The 16,669-nt window shown below is 71.0% G+C and carries 18 protein-coding genes; 12 read left to right on the top strand and 6 right to left on the bottom strand.

Features of this window, described 5'->3' with window-relative positions; translation table 11 throughout:
* The 4 genes from tsaB to AOK15_RS04690 all read left to right on the top strand — a co-directional run.
* Positions 1–511 (top strand): tRNA (adenosine(37)-N6)-threonylcarbamoyltransferase complex dimerization subunit type 1 TsaB (tsaB, locus tag AOK15_RS04675; RefSeq protein WP_055513049.1); only part of this gene is annotated, 511 nt, incomplete at its 5' end.
* A 20-nt stretch (positions 512–531) separates the two neighbouring features.
* Positions 532–1,011 carry a ribosomal protein S18-alanine N-acetyltransferase gene (rimI, locus tag AOK15_RS04680; protein ID WP_185093908.1) on the top strand — a complete coding sequence of 160 codons (480 nt, stop codon included), beginning with the start codon at positions 532–534 and terminating at the stop codon, positions 1,009–1,011.
* The gene (tsaD, locus tag AOK15_RS04685; RefSeq protein ID WP_055513052.1) at positions 1,004–2,101 is read left to right on the top strand and encodes a tRNA (adenosine(37)-N6)-threonylcarbamoyltransferase complex transferase subunit TsaD; all 1,098 of its coding nucleotides are present in this window, start codon (positions 1,004–1,006) and stop codon (positions 2,099–2,101) included. The genes rimI and tsaD overlap by 8 nt, the downstream gene beginning before the upstream one ends.
* A complete protein-coding gene (locus AOK15_RS04690; RefSeq protein ID WP_055513054.1) occupies positions 2,098–2,352 on the top strand; it encodes a hypothetical protein in 255 nt (84 codons plus the stop codon). Before tsaD ends, AOK15_RS04690 begins: the two co-directional genes overlap by 4 nt.
* 33 nt (positions 2,353–2,385) lie before the next feature.
* Here the strand turns inward: AOK15_RS04690 and AOK15_RS04695 are convergent, their stop codons facing one another.
* Positions 2,386–3,222: an alpha/beta hydrolase gene (locus tag AOK15_RS04695; RefSeq protein ID WP_205632074.1), complete on the bottom strand. Its 837-nt coding sequence runs from the start codon at positions 3,220–3,222 to the stop codon at positions 2,386–2,388.
* 266 nt (positions 3,223–3,488) lie between these two features.
* Between AOK15_RS04695 and AOK15_RS04700 the strand changes: the two genes are divergently transcribed.
* On the top strand, positions 3,489–3,746 hold the full coding sequence (locus AOK15_RS04700; RefSeq protein WP_240508302.1) for a hypothetical protein: 258 nt from the start codon (positions 3,489–3,491) through the stop codon (positions 3,744–3,746).
* Positions 3,747–3,756: 10 nt separating this feature from the next.
* On the opposite strand, the gene AOK15_RS04705 is transcribed toward AOK15_RS04700, so the two are convergent.
* A complete protein-coding gene (locus tag AOK15_RS04705) occupies positions 3,757–4,467 on the bottom strand; it encodes a PH domain-containing protein (RefSeq protein ID WP_055513059.1) in 711 nt (236 codons plus the stop codon).
* Between the two features lie 88 nt (positions 4,468–4,555).
* Here AOK15_RS04705 and AOK15_RS04710 point away from each other — a divergent pair, with 88 nt between their 5' ends.
* The gene (locus tag AOK15_RS04710) at positions 4,556–5,404 is read left to right on the top strand and encodes a helix-turn-helix domain-containing protein (protein WP_055513061.1); all 849 of its coding nucleotides are present in this window, start codon (positions 4,556–4,558) and stop codon (positions 5,402–5,404) included.
* Complete coding sequence (locus AOK15_RS04715; protein WP_055513062.1) at positions 5,401–5,652, top strand: DUF397 domain-containing protein; 252 nt, start codon at positions 5,401–5,403, stop codon at positions 5,650–5,652. Before AOK15_RS04710 ends, AOK15_RS04715 begins: the two co-directional genes overlap by 4 nt.
* A 3-nt stretch (positions 5,653–5,655) precedes the next feature.
* Here the strand turns inward: AOK15_RS04715 and AOK15_RS04720 are convergent, their stop codons facing one another.
* The 4 genes from AOK15_RS04720 to AOK15_RS04735 all read right to left on the bottom strand — a co-directional run bounded on the left by AOK15_RS04720 (position 5,656) and on the right by AOK15_RS04735 (position 11,222).
* Complete coding sequence (locus AOK15_RS04720; RefSeq protein ID WP_055513064.1) at positions 5,656–7,977, bottom strand: beta-xylosidase/alpha-l-arabinosidase; 2,322 nt, start codon at positions 7,975–7,977, stop codon at positions 5,656–5,658.
* Positions 7,978–8,078: 101 nt separating this feature from the next.
* A complete protein-coding gene (locus tag AOK15_RS04725; protein ID WP_167738789.1) occupies positions 8,079–8,984 on the bottom strand; it encodes a carbohydrate ABC transporter permease in 906 nt (301 codons plus the stop codon).
* A gap of 4 nt (positions 8,985–8,988) precedes the next feature.
* Positions 8,989–9,891: a carbohydrate ABC transporter permease gene (locus tag AOK15_RS04730; protein ID WP_055513066.1), complete on the bottom strand. Its 903-nt coding sequence runs from the start codon at positions 9,889–9,891 to the stop codon at positions 8,989–8,991.
* On the bottom strand, positions 9,888–11,222 hold the full coding sequence (locus AOK15_RS04735; RefSeq protein ID WP_055513068.1) for an ABC transporter substrate-binding protein: 1,335 nt from the start codon (positions 11,220–11,222) through the stop codon (positions 9,888–9,890). The genes AOK15_RS04730 and AOK15_RS04735 overlap by 4 nt, the downstream gene beginning before the upstream one ends.
* A gap of 198 nt (positions 11,223–11,420) precedes the next feature.
* On the opposite strand from AOK15_RS04735, the gene AOK15_RS04740 reads away from it, so the two are divergent.
* From AOK15_RS04740 to AOK15_RS04760, 5 genes are all read left to right on the top strand, one after another.
* A complete protein-coding gene (locus AOK15_RS04740; RefSeq protein ID WP_055513070.1) occupies positions 11,421–12,482 on the top strand; it encodes a LacI family DNA-binding transcriptional regulator in 1,062 nt (353 codons plus the stop codon).
* Between the two features lie 147 nt (positions 12,483–12,629).
* A complete protein-coding gene (locus AOK15_RS04745) occupies positions 12,630–14,033 on the top strand; it encodes a glycoside hydrolase family 10 protein (RefSeq protein WP_079058306.1) in 1,404 nt (467 codons plus the stop codon).
* Between the two features lie 91 nt (positions 14,034–14,124).
* Positions 14,125–15,183, top strand: a complete 1,059-nt coding sequence (locus tag AOK15_RS04750; protein ID WP_420876854.1) for an LCP family protein — start codon at positions 14,125–14,127, stop codon at positions 15,181–15,183.
* Between the two features lie 166 nt (positions 15,184–15,349).
* Entirely contained in the window at positions 15,350–15,706 is a 357-nt protein-coding gene (locus tag AOK15_RS04755; protein ID WP_055513072.1) for a YciI family protein, read from the top strand.
* A gap of 54 nt (positions 15,707–15,760) precedes the next feature.
* The coding region (locus AOK15_RS04760) for an RNA polymerase sigma factor (RefSeq protein ID WP_420876855.1) at positions 15,761–16,669 on the top strand (909 nt) is incomplete at its 3' end.

Raw genomic sequence — 16,669 nt, forward strand, 5'->3', positions numbered from 1 at the left:
CGAGGCGGGCGCCCGCCTCGACGCCGTCACCGCGATCGTCGTGGGCACCGGGCCCGGCCCGTACACCGGGCTCCGCGTCGGCCTGATGACCGCCGACACCTTCGGCCTCGCCCTCGGGGTCCCCGTCCACGGCCTGTGCACCCTCGACGCGCTCGCGTACGCGGCCGACGTCGAGGGGCCGTTCGTGGCGGCCACCGACGCACGGCGCAAGGAGGTGTACTGGGCGCGGTACGAGGACGCGCGCACCCGGGTGACGGACCCGGCCGTCGACCGGCCCGCCGAGATCGCCGAGGTCGTGGCCGGACTCCCGGCCGTGGGTGCGGGGGCGCTGCTCTACCCCGACACCTTCCCCGACGCCCGCGCCCCCGAGCATGTCTCGGCGGCGGCGCTCGCCGCCCTCGCGGCGGAGCGGCTCGCCAAGGGTGAGGAGCTGGAAGCTCCGCGGCCGCTGTACCTGCGCCGGCCGGACGCCCAGGTGCCCAAGAACTACAAGGTGGTCACCCCCAAGTGACGACCGCGGTGCTGCGCGAGATGCGCTGGTGGGACATCGAGCCCGTACTGGAGCTGGAGAAGGACCTCTTTCCCGAGGACGCCTGGTCCCGCGGCATGTTCTGGTCGGACCTGGCCCACGCGCGCGGGCCGGAGGCGACCCGGCGGTACGTCGTGGCCGAGTCCCCCGAGGACGGGCGGATCGTCGGGTACGGGGGCCTCGCGGCCGCCGGTGACGTCGCCGACGTCCAGACCATCGCCGTCGCCCGCGACCACTGGGGCACCGGCCTCGGCGCGCTGCTCCTGACCGAGCTGCTGCGGGCCGCGACCGCGTTCGAGTGCGCCCAGGTGATGCTCGAATGCCGGGTCGACAACGTCCGTGCACAGAAGCTGTACGAGCGCTTCGGCTTCGAGGCGATCGGCTTCCGCCGCGGCTACTACCAGCCGGGGAACGTCGACGCCCTCGTCATGCGCCTCAACGACCCTTCCACATCCGTACAAGGAACCGAGATCAATGGCTGACGAACCCCTGGTCCTGGGGATCGAGACCTCCTGCGACGAGACCGGCGTGGGCATCGTCCGCGGCCACACCCTCCTCGCGGACGCGATCGCGTCGAGTGTCGACGAGCACGCCCGTTTCGGCGGCGTGGTGCCCGAGGTGGCCTCCCGCGCCCATCTGGAGGCGATGGTCCCTACCATCGACCGTGCGCTGAAGGAGGCGGGCGTCAGCGCCAGGGACCTCGACGGCATCGCCGTCACCGCAGGTCCCGGCCTCGCGGGCGCGCTGCTCGTCGGCGTCTCGGCGGCGAAGGCGTACGCGTACGCGCTCGGCAAGCCGCTCTACGGCGTCAACCACCTGGCGTCCCACATCTGTGTGGACCAGCTGGAGCACGGGGCGCTGCCCGAGCCGACGATGGCGCTGCTCGTCAGCGGCGGCCACTCGTCGCTGCTGCTGTCGACGGACATCACCGCGGACGTCCGGCCGATGGGGTCGACCATCGACGACGCGGCCGGCGAGGCCTTCGACAAGATCGCCCGCGTGCTGAACCTCGGGTTCCCCGGCGGGCCGGTCATCGACCGCTACGCCAAGGAGGGCGACCCACAGGCGATCGCCTTCCCGCGCGGGCTCACCGGCCCCCGCGACCCGATCTACGACTTCTCCTTCTCCGGGCTGAAGACCGCCGTGGCCCGCTGGATCGAGGCCAAGCGAGCGGCCGGCGAGGACGTGCCGGTGCGGGACGTGGCCGCCTCCTTCCAGGAGGCGGTGGTGGACGTCCTCACCCGCAAGGCCGTACGGGCCTGCAAGGACCAGGGCGTCGACCATCTGATGATCGGTGGGGGCGTCGCCGCCAACTCCCGGCTGCGGGCGCTCGCCCAGGAGCGCTGCGAGGCGGCCGGTATCCGGCTGCGGGTTCCGCGCCCCAAGCTGTGCACGGACAACGGCGCGATGGTGGCCGCGCTCGGCGCGGAGATGGTCGCGCGGAACCGCGCCGCCTCCGACTGGGACCTGTCCGCCGACTCCTCCCTCCCCGTCACCGACCCGCATGTGCCGGGCACGTCGCACACGCACGACCACGTCCACGAGGTCAGCAAGGAGAACCTGTACTCGTGACCGTCGCCCTGATGTGGGAGGCGCGGGCGGTCCCCGGCCGGGGCGAGGACCTGCTCGCCTGGGCCCGGGACCAGCGGCTCCCGGTACGGCCGCTGCGGCGCGAGACGTTCCGGGCGCCGCAGGACCGGGTGCTCGTCATCACCTGGTGGGACGCGGAGTTCGACGCCGAGCTGCCGGAACTGCCGGAGCCCGACGCCGAGTTGGCCGGCCGGGCGGTGCACCGGTGGCGGTTCGAGTCGTTGGGTGAGTGATGTGGCTCGGGTGACGCGGCCTGATCCGCCGGGTCAGGCGCTGAGCGCCGTGCGCAGGGTGGCGGCCATCAGCTCGATGGCCTCCTTCGCGGCGTCCACCGGGCCGGTGTGCGTGAAGTAGTGGTCGACGCCCTCGAAGCAACGGTGCGTGACCGGAACGCCCGCGGCCTCCAGGGCCTTGGCGTAGGCGTCGCCCTCGTCGCGCAGCCGGTCGTGCTCCGCAGTGATGACCAGCGCGGGAGGCAGGCCGGCCAGGTCGTCGGCCAGGCCGGGCGACACCAGCGGATGCGTCAGGTCGGCGGGGTCCGGGACGTAGGCGGCGGTGAAGATCCGCATGAGCCCCGGCGCGAGCAGGGGCTTGGCGATGGGGGACCGCTTGGCGGCCGGGTCCTCCAGCTGGTCGAGCGGCGCCGAGTCGATGATCTGGAGGCGGGGTGTGAAGGTGCCGCGCTCCCGGGCCGTGCGGCAGACCGCGGCGGTCAGGTTGGCCCCGGCACTGTGTCCGCCCACGGCGATCCGCGAGCCGTCCCAGTTGTGGGCGGTGCCGTTCTCGGCCACCCAGGCGGTGACGTCGTACGCCTGGACGACGGGCGCGGGGTACGGCTGCTGCGGGGCGACACCGTAGTCCACGTTGATCACCACGCAGCCGGCCGTGGCGGCTATGTAGCGGCACAGGTGGTCGTCCTGCTCGGGGCGGGCGACCACGAAGCCGCCGCCGTGGAAGTTGACGTACACCGGGGCGGGGTCGGGGGTCGAGGCGGGCGGACGGTAGACGGTGCAGGTCACCGTCCCGGCGCCGGTCTCCACCTGGAGGGTTTCCGTGTGCTTCGGGATGTCGGTGAAGCGCAGGTCCTCGTGCACGCGGCTCATGATCCGCCCGAAGAGCAGTTGGACGCCTCTGGCCTGCATCTGTGACTTGAGTGGCACGGCGGGTCCCCATCGCTACAAAGTTAAATCATCAGGATTCCTGATGATGGGGGGTCGTCGGGTGCGTACGCAAGAGGGAACGCGGGTCGATTGCCGCGACCCTGTGCGCCGCAGGCAACCTTCCTGGCCGCGCGGCGTCCTTCACAGTGGCGCGCTCGGGGGATCCGCCCGGGCGTGCGGCCACCCCGATCGTCAAGGACGGTGCCGTGATGCTGGATCCCTCCCTCTGCCTGGACGTCCCGGAAGGCTTCGACGACTCGGAGGAGGACAGCCAGGTACACCCGATCGCCAGGAAGCTCTTCGTCGGGACGAGCGCCGCGCAGGTCTTCTCCCGGGCGCAGGCGTGGGTCGGCGAGCATGACGTGCGCGTCCTGGACGTCTCGTGGGACCACCTCGAAGGCGAGAACGAGCCGCTGTGCCTGAGCATGTACTTCGTGTTCGAGCTGCCGGATGAGGACGAGGACTGAGAAGCCGGTGTCACGTGGTCCGGGCGGCCCGGACCTCGCCGACCCGGTCCAGCGCGAGGAAGGCGAGCGGTTGGCAGATCAGCGGGACGCACATGACCAGCAGGAACGTGTGCGTCGGCCGGTCGGTGAAGAGGAGCCAGCCGTCGAGGACGAACATCGCGGCCGCGACCACCAGGGCGACAACGGCCGACCGCCGCCTCGCCGTACGCCGCCGTGCTCCGCGCTCGATCCGCGCCTCCACGTCGGGCCGCGTCTGCGGCGACACGAGCCCGAGCCGCACGGCGGTGGCGTACAGGTCGGCGACCTCGGCGATCGGGTCGGGCATCTGGTACTCGTCGATGTGCGGGAGGCGGGCCCGACGGCCGTCGAGGGCGTACAGATACCCCGACCAGCGAGGAAAGCCCTGCTTGTCGTCCTCGACGCGGATGCGGTAGATGTCGGACCAGGCCCAGGTGCGGGTGCGCAGTGCTCCGCGTACGGTGACGCCGTCGGCGGTGACGGAGGTCCGTGCCCGCCACTGCTCCAACACCATCCGGACGACGAGGACCGTCCAGACCGCGAGAGCGAAGCCGTGCTCGACGGACGCGCGGGACTCCGTCATCGCGAACACCGAGATGGCGCCGACCAGCACGCCGGCGGTCATCGTCAGAGCCGCCTGGGGTGGCATGCGCCGGGTCCTGCGGTACTCCCGCGCTACGCCGCCGCTGTCCTGCTCGCTCATCGCAACTCCGTTCACGTAAGCGCGTACTGAGAGGAGAGTACGTGGCGTTCGATGGACAGTACGGTGATCGTCCCGTCACGCTGGGTTGATGGTGCACGGTGTTGAGTGGGCGTCACAGGGGCCCGGTGGTGAGCCCGATTCGTCGGACAGCATGAAGGCGTTCGGTGCGGTGGTGCAGGCGCTGCGGGAGCACGCCGGGTTGAGCCGGGAGGAGTTCGGGACGCGCGTCCATCTGTCTAAACACTCGGTCGCCTCCATTGAGTTGGGGCGCCGGTTGGCGGACCAGAGGTTCGTGGAGCTGGCGGAGGGGGCGACGGGCACGACGGGGGCGGTTCGGGGTGCGTTCCGACACATGAGCCGACAGCCGGGGCTGGCGGCTTGGTTCAGGACGTGGGCGAGGTTGGAGCAGGAGGCCGTGTACCTCGCGACGTACGAGTGCCGCCTGGCGCCGGGGCTGTTGCAGTCGGAGGGGTACGCGCGGGCGGTGTTCAGCAACCGTCTTCCGCCACTGTCTGATGAGCAGTTGGAAGCGCAGGTCGCGGCGCGTATGGAACGGCAGCGGATGTTTCGTGAGCGTCCCAACACGTCGTTCAGCTTCGTCGTGGACGAGCATGTCGTCCGGCGTCGACTGGGTGGCGCCGAGGTCCTGCGGGGGCTTATCGATCACATGCTGGCGTGCGCTCAGTTGCGCAACGTCGAGATCCAGATCGTTCCGCTGGAGTGCGAGGCGCACGCGGGGCTGGATGGTCCGCTGGCTCTACTGGAAACTCCCGATGGGCGGCACCTTGCCTATGCGGAAGGACAGAAGACCGGGCGGTTGGTGGCCGACGCAAAAGAGGCCGCCGTTCTGCACCGCCGATATGCGACACTCCGCGCACAGGCCCTCAATCCGCTGGACTCCGTGGGCCTGTTGGAGCGGATAAGAGGAGCGCTATGAGCACCACCGAACTGGCCTGGTTCAAGTCCAGTTACAGCGGTACCGAGGGCGACAACTGCGTCGAGGTCGCCCTGGAATGGCGCAAGTCCACCTACAGCGGCACCGCCGGTGACAACTGCATAGAGGTCGCCGCAACCCCCCGCACCATCCACGTCCGTGACTCCAAGGACACCACCCGCAGCCCCCTCGGCCTCCACCCCTCCGCCTGGGCCGCCTTCGTTCCGTTCGCGGCGGCCCAAGCGGACTGAGCGTCAGTTCACTTCCCGGACCTCCGTCTCGCAGTGCAGGCGGCGGTCCGGGCCCACCTCGCGTACGGGGCCCGTCAGTGCGACGCGCACCCCATGGCGTACGTCCGTGCTGGACGCGGCGACCCTGAGTTCCAGCTCGCCCGGTTCCACCACGCGGCGTCCCGTGCGGTCGGCGAAGCACGACACGTCGGCGTGGAAGCGGAACCGCACCCGGCGGGCCTCTCCGGGGGCCAGGTCCAGGCGCTGGTAGGCGATCAGGCGGATGTCGGGGCGGGTCACCGTGGCCACCGGGTCGTGGAGGTAGAGCTGCACGACCTCCGCGCCCGCGCGGTCCCCGGTGTTGCGGACGGTCACCGCGATGTCGTGCTCGCCGTCCGTGCCGATCTCCGGGACCCGGTCGCCGTCACCCCCACCCTCGAAGCCGGTCCACTCGAACGTCGTGTACGAGAGGCCGTGCCCGAAGGGGTACAGCGGGGTCGGGTCGATGTTGCTGGCGCCGCCGAACAGGCCCATCGGCGGCTGGAGGTACGTCCACGGCTGGCCGCCGGGGCTCTTCGGGACGCTGACCGGGAGGCGGCCGGAGGGGGAGATACGGCCCGACAGCACTCCCGCCACCGACGGGCCGCCCTCCTCCCCGGGGAAGAAGGCCTGGACGGACGCCGCGAGCCCGCCGTGCCAGCGGCCCAGCGCGTAGGGGCGGCCGGTGAGGAGGACCAGCACGACCGGTGTGCCCGTGGCGACCAGCGCGTCCAGCAGCTTCGCCTGGACGCCGGGCAGCCGGAGGTCCTCCGCGTCGCAGCCCTCACCGGAGGTGCCCCGGCCGAAGAGGCCGGCGCGGTCGCCGAGGACCGCCACGCAGATGTCGGCCTCGGAGGCGCGGGCGACCGCCTCCGGGAACCCTTCCGTGTCGTCGCCGTCGACCGCGCTGCCGGCGGCGTACGTGATCTTCGCGTCGGGGAGTTCCGTGCGCAGCGACTCCAGGACGGTCGGGATCGAGATCCCGAGGGCGGTCTCGGGGTGGGCGGGCAGGACGTGGGAGGGGAAGGAGTAGCAGCCCAGCATGGCCAGGGGGTCGTCGGCGCGGGGGCCGACGACGGCGATCCTGACGTCGGGGGCGAGCGGCAGCACCGCGTCGGGGTTGTCCAGCAGCACCACCGACTCCTCGGCCAGGCGGCGGGCCAGGTCGCGGTTGCGGGGCGGGTCCAGGTCGACCGACGCGGTGGCCGGCTCGGGGCTCCAGTCCTCGTCCAGCAGGCCCAGTTCGCACTTCTGGAGCAGGACCCGGCGGGCGGCCACGTCCACCAGGGACTCAGGGATCTCGCCCGCCTTCACCGCCTCGACCAGGGGTTCGCCGTAGCAGCGCAGGCTCGGCAGCTCCACGTCGATCCCGGCGGCCAGCGCGGCGTGCGCGGCCTCCGCGCGGCTGCTCGCCACCCGGTGGTTGGTCTCCAGGAAGCCGACGCCGAAGTAGTCGGAGACGACCGTGCCGGTGAAGCCCCAGTCGCCGCGCAGGAGTTCCGTGAGCAGGGCCCGGTCGGCCGACACGGGAATGCCGTCGGTCTCCGTGTAGGCCGCCATCACCGAGCGGGCGCCGCCCTCCCGCAGCGCCATCTCGAACGGCGGCAGGACCACGTCCGCGAACTCGCGCACGCCCGCGCGTACGGGCGCGTGATTGCGGGCGCCCACGGACGCCGCGTACCCCGCGAAGTGCTTCAGCGTGGCCACGATCCCGGCGGACTCCAGGCCCCGGACGTACGCGGAGCCGATCGTGCCCACCAGGTACGGGTCCTCGCCCACGGTCTCCTCGACCCGCCCCCAGCGCGGGTCGCGGACGACGTCGAGGACGGGGGACAGGCCCTGGTGGACGCCGACCGACGCCATGTCCCGGCCGATGCTCCGGGCCATCTCCTCGACGAGGGACGGGTCGAAGGTCGCGCCCCAGGCGAGGGGCACCGGGTACGCCGTAGCCCGCCAGCTGGTGAAGCCGGCCAGGCACTCCTCGTGGGCGACGGCCGGGATGCCGAAACGGCTCGCGGCCATGATGCGGCGCTGGAAACGGGCCAGGACCCGCGCGCCCTCCTCGGGGTCGAGGGGCGCCGTGCCGAAGACACGGGTGAGCTGGCCGAGGCCCCGGGTGATCAGCTCGTCGAAGTCGAACGCCTCCGTCATGCCCGCCTCGTCGGGGGCGATGTCCTCGCCGTTCGCGTCGTTCTTCACCCACACGCCGTACAACTGCGCGGTCTTCTCTTCGAGGGTCATCCGGGACAGCAGGTCCTCGACCCGCTCGGCGGCGGGCAGGGCGCGGTCACGCCAAGGGGTGGTCATGAAACTCCTGTCGGTGGTGGTGAGTTTCAGGGGTGCGGAAAGGGTTCGTGGGAGCGGCAGCGCTCACGGATGCGGAAGGGGCTCGGGGCCGGTGGACGCGCTCACTTGCCGCCCACGCCCATCAGGCCGCCGATCAGGGCCCGTCGCGCCACCAGGTAGACGGCGAAGATCGGGATGCCGGAGAGGACGACCGAGGCGAGCACGGCGGGGATGTTGACGCCGAACTGGCTGACGTAGTTGAAGAGGCCGAGGGTGAGGACCCGCGGCTCGTCGGACTGGGTGAAGATCAGCGGGAACAGGAAGCCGTTCCACGCCTGGAGCGCCGAGTAGATCACCACGGTGCTGATGCCGCCCTTGGCCAGCGGGATCGTCAGCTGGAAGAGCATCCGTGCGGGTGAGGCGCCGTCCAGTGCCATCGCCTCGTACAGGTCCTCCGAGACGTCCCGCAGGCTGCCGACCAGCACCAGCACGGACACCGGCATCGCGAAGGCCGCCGTCGGCAGGATGACCGCGAGCAGCGTGTCGTACAGGTCGAGCTTCGCGATCAGCAGGTACAGCGGGACGACGACCGCCTGGGCCGGGATCGCCACACCGAGGAGGAACAGCCGGAACGCGGCGTTCGACCAGCGGTTCCGGGTGCGGACGGCCACGTACGCCAGTGGGACGGACAGGGCGAGGACGATGCCGACGACCGCCACGGCGACGATTACCGTGTTGGTCAGCAGATGGCCGAAGCCGCTGCTCAGCACGGTGTTGTAGTTGTCGAGCGTCGGGTCCGTGGGCGGCCTGAGCGGATTGCCCGTCAGGGCCTTGTCCGAGTTCGTGAGGGAGGCCGACAGCATCGCGTAGATCGGGATCAGGACGACGACCAGCCAGAGGAACGCGCCGAGGCCCGCGACCGGGTTGGCCCGCCGCGTCCAGTGGCGCCGTCGGCGGGAGGACGTCGGCGGTTCTCCCCCGTCGGGCCGCCGGGTCTTCGCGGGGCGCGCCATCGTGTCGTGTGACATGGCGTCACATCCCTTCACGGGTGCTGCGCATGGAGCCGAACCCGGACAGTCGCACGAGGACGAGCGAGAGGCCCGTCGCGGCGATGACCAGGGACGTGGCGATGGCGCTCGCGTAGCCGAAGTCGTACTGCTTGAAGCCCGCCTCGTACATCAGGTACGGCAGGATCGCGGTGTCCGTGCCCGGGCCGCCCTTGGTGAGGATCAGGACCGTCTCGAAGTACGTCAGCGAGCCGACGACGATCAGGACCGTGGACGTGGTGATCGTGTGCCGCAGCTGCGGCAGCGTGATCGAGAAGAACTGTCGGTAGCGGCCGGCGCCGTCGATCGCGGCCGCCTGGTAGAGGACCTCGGGGATCTGCCGGGCCCCGCCCTGGTAGATCAGTGTGTGGAACGGCATGAACTGCCAGCCGCCGACGAAGACGATCGCGAGGAACGCGCCGCTCTGCGAGCCCAGGGTGTCCGCCTGGATGATGCCGAAGTTCGGGTCGAGCAGTGCGTAGAACAGGATCGCGATGGCCGTCGACGACAGCAGGAACGGCACGAAGAAGATCGCGGACAGCACCGCCCGGTTGCGCTGGCGGCCCGCCGCCCACACCCCGAGCAGCAGGGCCACGACCGTCTGGAACGCCCAGCTGGCCACGGTCAGCACCACCGTCAGCGTCAGCGACTGGGTGAGGCGGGGGTCGTCGAGCAGTTTCTTCCAGTTGTCGAGGCCCACCGGCCGGGGGTCGCCCAGGCCGTCCCAGCTGGTGAAGGACAGATAGAGCGCGAGGCCCATCGGCACGACGGCGAAGAAGGTGAAGAAGAGCACGGCGGGCAGGGCCCAGACGGCGTGCGGGCGGCCCACCCGCGACGCCTTCCGGGACCCCTGCTCGACCGTGGAGGTCTTCTGGACCGTCGAGGTCACTTCAGCCCCTTGCAGGCCGTCACGAACTCGCTCGGCGACGACTTCCCCGCGAACAGCTTGCCTATCTCCGTGTGCATCTTCGTGCCGAGCGCGTCACCGAGCGCCTGGTCCCAGGAGAGCGTGAACGCGGGCGCCTTCTCCACCAGGTCGTACTGGAACGTGGCGTACTCGGGGTTCGGCGCGGACGCCAGCAGCTTCTTCGCGTTCGAGGTGGTCGGCACGTCACCGTTGGCGACCAGGTCCTTGGCGTACGCCTCCGACGCGCACTCCTTCAGGAAGCCGACCGCCAGGTCCTTGTTCTTCGTACGGGCGTTGATCGACCAGTAGTTGGTGGGGTTGCCGACGACGTTGCGGACGTCGCCCGTGCCGCCCTCGACGGTCGGGAACGCGGCCCAGCCCAGGTTGCTCTTGGCGAAGTCCGGGAACTTGCCGAGCTGCGTGGAGTACTCCCAGGAACCCATCAGGTGCATGGCTGCCTTGCCCTTGGCGAAGACCGCCGGGGCGCCGCCGTTGACGTACGACACCGAGGTGAACTTGGAACCGAAGGCGCCGTCGTCCACGAGCTGCTTGACCAGCTCGGCGGCCCTGAGGACCGCCGGGTCGCCCCAGCCCTCGGAGTCGCCGTCCTGGATGCGCTTGAAGACCTCGGGGCCGCCGAGGCGGTCGACGAGGTACTCCAGCCACATAAGGTTGGGCCAGAGGTCGGAGCCGCCGAGCGCGAACGGGGTGATCTTCGCCTTCTTCAGCTTGGCGTTGATGTCGAGGAGCTGGTCCCAGGTGGTGGGCGGCTGGAGCTTGTGCTCGGCGAAGACGGACTTGTTGTAGAAGAGGATCACCGGCTGCATACCGCGCATCGGGATGCCGTAGTGGCGGCCCTTGAGGTCGCCGGCGGACAGCACGGACGGCAGGAAGCCGCTCTTGAGGACCGGGTCGTCCGCGATGATGTCGGTGAGGTCGACGAGCTTGCCGGCCTCCTCGTACGTCCTGATGGAGCCGCCGCCCCAGTTGAAGAACACGTCGGGGGCGCTGGGGGAGCCCATGGCCGTGCGGAGCTTCGGGGAGTAGTCGGAGCCGGGGACCTTCTGGAGCCTGATCGTGCCGCCGGCCTTCTTCGCGGCGGCCGACTTGTTGTAGCGGTCGACGGCGGCCTGCTGGACCTTCACCGCGTCGTCGCCGTAGACGAACGCGGTGACCGTCTTGCCGTCGCCGGCCCCGGAGCCGCCGGAGCCGCAGCCCGTGAGGCCGGCGCCGAGTCCCGCGGTGGCCAAGGAGGCGGTACCGGCGCCGAGGAACCAGCGCCTGCTGAACGTCCGCCCTCTGTTCGACTCCATTGACAGCACCTCTCACGAACGTTTCGGATGTATCGGCCGTGCGGTTGTGCGGGTGGTACGGCTGTACGGGACGCGCGTCCGCAGGGGCCTGCGGCCACGCGGTGGTGCGAATGTTTCGCGTGACTCTTCGAATGTTCCGGGAACGTATGGCCGTCGAAAGGGTTCGTCAAGAGGTCGCGCAGGGATACGATCCGGCTCATGAACTCCGCGAAGCCAGAGGAAACCCAGACAAGAGCGCGCGTGTCGCAGTCCACGCAGACCGCGACGCTCGCCGAGATCGCCCGTCAGGCCGGCGTCTCCGCTCCGACTGTTTCGAAGGTGCTCAACGGCCGTGCGGACGTCGCCCCCGCCACCCGCACCCGGGTCGAGGAGCTCCTGCGCGAGTACGGCTACCGGCGCCGGCGGGCCGAGGCGACCCGGTCCCCGCTCATCGACCTCGTCTTCCACGAGCTGGAGAGCGCCTGGGCCATGGAGGTCATCCGGGGCGTCGAGAACGTCGCCCGCGAGGAGGGCCTGAGCGTCGTGCTCTCCGAGAGCGCGGGCCGGCTCACCCCCGGCCGAACCTGGGCCGACCAGGTCGCCGCCCGCCGCCCGCACGGCGTCGTCCTCGTCCTGTCCGGCCTCGACGAGTCGCAGCGCGCCCTGCTGACCAGCCGCTCCATCCCCTTCGTGGTGATGGACCCGGCGGGCGACCCCGGCGCGGACGTGCCGTCGATCGGCGCCACCAACTGGCAGGGCGGACTGGCCGCCACCCGGCACCTCGTCGAGCTGGGCCACCGCCGCATCGGCGCGATCACCGGGCCCTCCCGGATGATGTGCAGCCGGGCCCGTGTGGACGGCTACCGGGCCGCGCTGGAGACCGCCGAGCTGCCCGTCGACCCGGGGCTGATCAGGGCCGGGGACTTCCACCACGAGACGGGCTACCGGCTGGGCCTGGAGCTGCTGCGCCGCCCCGACCGGCCCACCGCCGTCTTCGCCGGGAACGACCTCCAGGCGCTCGGCCTGTACGAGGCCGCCCGTGAACTGGGGCTGCGCATCCCGGAGGACCTGAGCGTGGTCGGGTTCGACGATCTGCCGGTGGCCCGCTGGGTGGGGCCGCCGCTGACGACCGTACGGCAGCCGCTGATGGAGATGGCGGAGGCGGCGGCCCGGCTGGTGCTGGACCTCGGGCGACAGGACGGCGCCTCCTCGGCGACCAGGGTGGAGCTGGCCACGAGCCTGGTCGTCCGCAGCAGCACGGGGGCACCGCCACAGGCGTAGGGCGGCGCCGGGTCGCCCCGTGGTGCCGTAGGGGTGGGTGTGCCCCGTGTTCCGTGTGGTCCGTGTGTATTGACGTGGGTTCCGGGCGCCCCCACACTGCTCCGCAGCCAATCGGATGCACGACCGAAACTTTCGGAGGCACCCGCAATGAGCACCTCCCTGAGAACCTCCCTCGGAACGTCCCCCGGAACCCGGCGCCCGTCTTTAGGGGCCCGCCTCGCCGCCCTGTTCACCGGCGTGTCCGCGGTCACCGCCCTGCTCGTCGCCGCGCCCGCCGCCCACGCCGCCGACACCCCGCTGCGCGACCTCGCCGCCGCCAAGGGCAAGGCGATCGGCACCGCCGTGACCGGCTCCAAGCTCACCGGCACCTACGGTGAACTCGCCGGCCGGGAGTTCAACTGGCTCACCCCCGGCAACGCCATGAAGTGGGGCTCCGTCGAGCCCAGTCGCGGCAACTTCAACTGGACCGAGGCGGACCAGATAGTCGACTTCGCCGAGGCCCACGACCAGGACGTACGCGGCCACACCCTCGTCTGGCACAGCCAGAACCCGAACTGGCTGGACAACGGCACCTGGACGCCCGCCCAGCTGCGCCAGCTGATGACCGACCACATCGCGCTCGAAGTGGGCCGCTACAAGGGCCGCCTCGCCGCCTGGGACGTGGTGAACGAGCCGTTCAACGAGGACGGCACCTTCCGCCCGACCCTCTGGTACAACGGCCTCGGCGCCGACTACATCGCCCAGGCCCTGACCGCCGCCCGCGCCGCCGACCCGGCCGCGAAGCTCTACATCAACGACTACAACGTCGAGGGCGTCAACGCGAAGTCCACGGCCCTGTACAACCTGGTCAAGGACCTCAAGGCGCGCGGTGTCCCGATCGACGGGGTCGGCCTCCAGGCCCATCTGATCCTCGGCCAGGTCCCCTCCACCTTCCAGCAGAACATCCAGCGCTTCGCCGACCTGGGCCTGGACGTCGCCATCACGGAACTCGACATCCGGATGCAGACGCCCGCCACCGACGCCAAACTGGCGCAGCAGCGCACCGAGTACGAGGCCGTGTTCAAGGCGTGCGTGGCCGTGTCCCGGTGCACCGGCGTGACCGTCTGGGGCTTCACCGACTCCGACTCCTGGATCCCGGACGTCTTCCCCGGCGAGGGCGCGGCCACCCCGTACGACGAGAACTACCGGCCGAAACCGGCGTACTACGGCATCGTGACCGCGCTCGGCGGCACGGTCACCGAGCCCCCGCCGCCGACCGGCTGCTCGGCCGCGTACAGCGTCCAGAGCCAGTGGAACACCGGCTTCACCGGCTATGTGACGATCAGTTGTGCCGCCGGGTCCTCGCTCTCCTCCTGGCGTGCGAACTGGACGTTCGGCGCGGGCCAGCGCATCACTACGGCGTGGAACGCGGTCTGCACCCAGACCGGGGCGACGGTCAGTTGCTCGAACGCGTCGTGGAACGGGAGCGTGCCGAGCGGCGGTTCGGTGATGTTCGGCTTCAACGCGTCCTGGAGCGGCAGCAATCCGGTCCCGACGGTGACGCTGGGCTGAGCGGCGACACGGGAGTCGCTTCGAAAAGTATGAGAATTTCCGAAGGAACGGGTGCAGGAGTTCTCGCCCGTAATAATTCGGACGTACGTTCTTGTGTGTGAAGGGTGAAGAAGACGAGGAGCACGAGGGCGCGGGCAGACGGCCGCGTTGGCTGAAGATCGCCGGGGGCACGCTCGCCGGCGTCCTCGTACTCGGCGCCTGCGGGGCGGGCTGGGCGTTCTGGCGGCTCAACGACAACATCAGAAGCGTCGACATCAACAGCGCGCTCGGCGACGACCGCCCGCCCAGGACCACGCCGAGTACGGGCCCTTCGGCGTCCACCGCCGCCGAACCGCTGCCCAGCGGCGCCCTGAACATCCTGGTCCTCGGCTCCGACTCCCGCAGCGGCAAGGAGAACGCCGAGCTGGGCGGGGGCGGCGAGACCTCCGGCGCCCGCTCCGACACGGCGATGGTCGTCCACATCGACGAGGGCCGCACCGCGGCGACGGTCGTCAGCATCCCCCGCGACACCCTGGTGACCCGCCCGTCCTGCCCGCGGGAGTCGGGCGGTTCGACGGCGGTCGCGTACAACGCGATGTTCAACAGCGCCTACGCGGTGGGCGGCCCCGTCTGCGCCGTGAAGACCGTCGAGGCCCTGACGAACGTCCGCATGGACCACTACATCGAGATCGACTTCGCGGGCTTCGCCGAACTGGTCGACGCGCTCGGCGGCGTCACCGTCACCACGGACGAGGACATCGACGACGAGGACAGCCATCTGAAACTGGCGGCGGGCACCCATCACCTCGACGGAGAACAGGCACTGGCCCTCGCCCGCACCCGCCACGGCATCGGCGACGGCAGCGACCTCGGCCGCATCGGGCTCCAGCAGAAGCTCGTGAAGGCCCTGCTCGACCAGATCGCCGCCACCAGCCTCCTGACCGACCCCGCCGAGCTGTACCGGGCCGCCGACGCGGTCACCCGCAGCCTCACCACCGACACCGGCCTCGACTCCCTCGACGATCTGGTGCGGCTGGGCCGGAGCCTGAAGGGACTGTCGTCCGACGCGACGAGGACGGTGATGATGCCGGTCGTCCCCGCCCCCTACGACCCCAACCGTGTCGTCGCGGACGAGCCGGAGGCGAAGGAACTGTGGGAGTCGCTGAGGTGAGGTGACCGGCGGAGAAGGGCGCATCACAGGGGTGCCGGAGGGCGCCGAAGGGCACCGGAAAAATTCTTCGAAGAAGTTCGGCTGGCGTGTCGATCCGGTGTCTCCTCGTTCGACGCAAGGGGTGAGAGGCGGGGAGAGACCCGCCGCCCCTACCGAAGGAGCCACCATGCCGCGCTATCTGTCGATGGTCCGGATCGACGAGTCCACCGCCCCCGCCGAGGGCCCGAGCCCCGAGCTGATGCAGCGGATGGGCGACCTGCTGGAGGAGATCACCAAGGCCGGCGTCATGCTCGACACCGCCGGACTGCTGCCGAGCGCCCAGGGCAAGCGGGTCCACTGGGCGGGCGGCGAGCTGTCCGTCACCGACGGGCCGTTCACCGAGACCAAGGAGGTCGTCGGCGGCTACGCCCTCATGCAGTGCAAGGACATGGACGAGGCCGTCGAGTGGACCACGCGGTTCCTGAAGGTCCACGAGGAGCACTGGACGGTGACCTGCGAGGTGCGGGAGATCGCGGAGGGCTGAGGGGTCCTTGAACCCGCTTGGCCGGGGCGCCCCGCGGGTGTCTGATGGTGGGTTGTGACAGCACAGCCCACCACCGACGCAGGCCGTGCGGGGCACGCCCCGGCGGACCCCCGGAGGACCGTCGAGACCGTCTTCCGCATCGAGGCGCCCCGCGTCATCGCCGGGGTCGCCCGGATCGTGCGGGACGTCGGGATCGCGGAGGAACTGGCGCAGGACGCGCTGGTCGCCGCGCTGGAGCAGTGGCCGCGCGACGGCGTCCCCGACAACCCGGGCGCCTGGCTCATGACCACCGCCAAGCACCGGGCGATCGACCTGGTGCGCCGCCGGGAACGCTACGCGCGCAAGCTGGCGGAGGTCGGCCGGGACCTGGAGGCGGCGAGCCCGGCGGGGCAGTACCTGGACACGCCGTCCGACCCCGACGACATCGACGACGACCTGCTGCGCCTCGTCTTCACGGCCTGCCATCCCGTGCTCTCCGCCGAGGCCCGCATCGCCCTCACCCTCCGCCTCCTCGGCGGCCTCACCACCGCGGAGATCGCGCGCGCCTTCCTCTCCCCGGAGGCCACCGTCGCCCAGCGCATCGTCCGCGCCAAGCGGACCCTCGCGAAGAAGGGCGTCCCCTTCGAGGTGCCGTACGGCCCCGACCGCGAGGCCCGCCTCGCCTCCGTCCTGGAGGTCATCTACCTCGTCTTCAACGAGGGGTACGCCGCGACCGCAGGCGACGACCTGCTGCGCCCGGCGCTGTGCGAGGACGCGCTGCGGCTCGCCCGCGTCCTCGCGGAGCTGATGCCCAAGGAACCCGAGGCGCACGGGCTGGTGGCGCTGCTGGAACTCCAGGAGTCACGGGCCGCCGCCCGCACGGGCCCGACGGGTGAGCCGGTGCTCCTCAAGGACCAGGACCGCCGCCGCTGGAACCGCCTCCTCATCGCCCGCGGCTTCACCGCGCTGGGCCGGGCCACCGCC

It is taken from the genome of Streptomyces ossamyceticus (genome assembly GCF_001418475.1).
In the GTDB taxonomy this organism is placed as follows: domain Bacteria; phylum Actinomycetota; class Actinomycetes; order Streptomycetales; family Streptomycetaceae; genus Streptomyces; species Streptomyces ossamyceticus.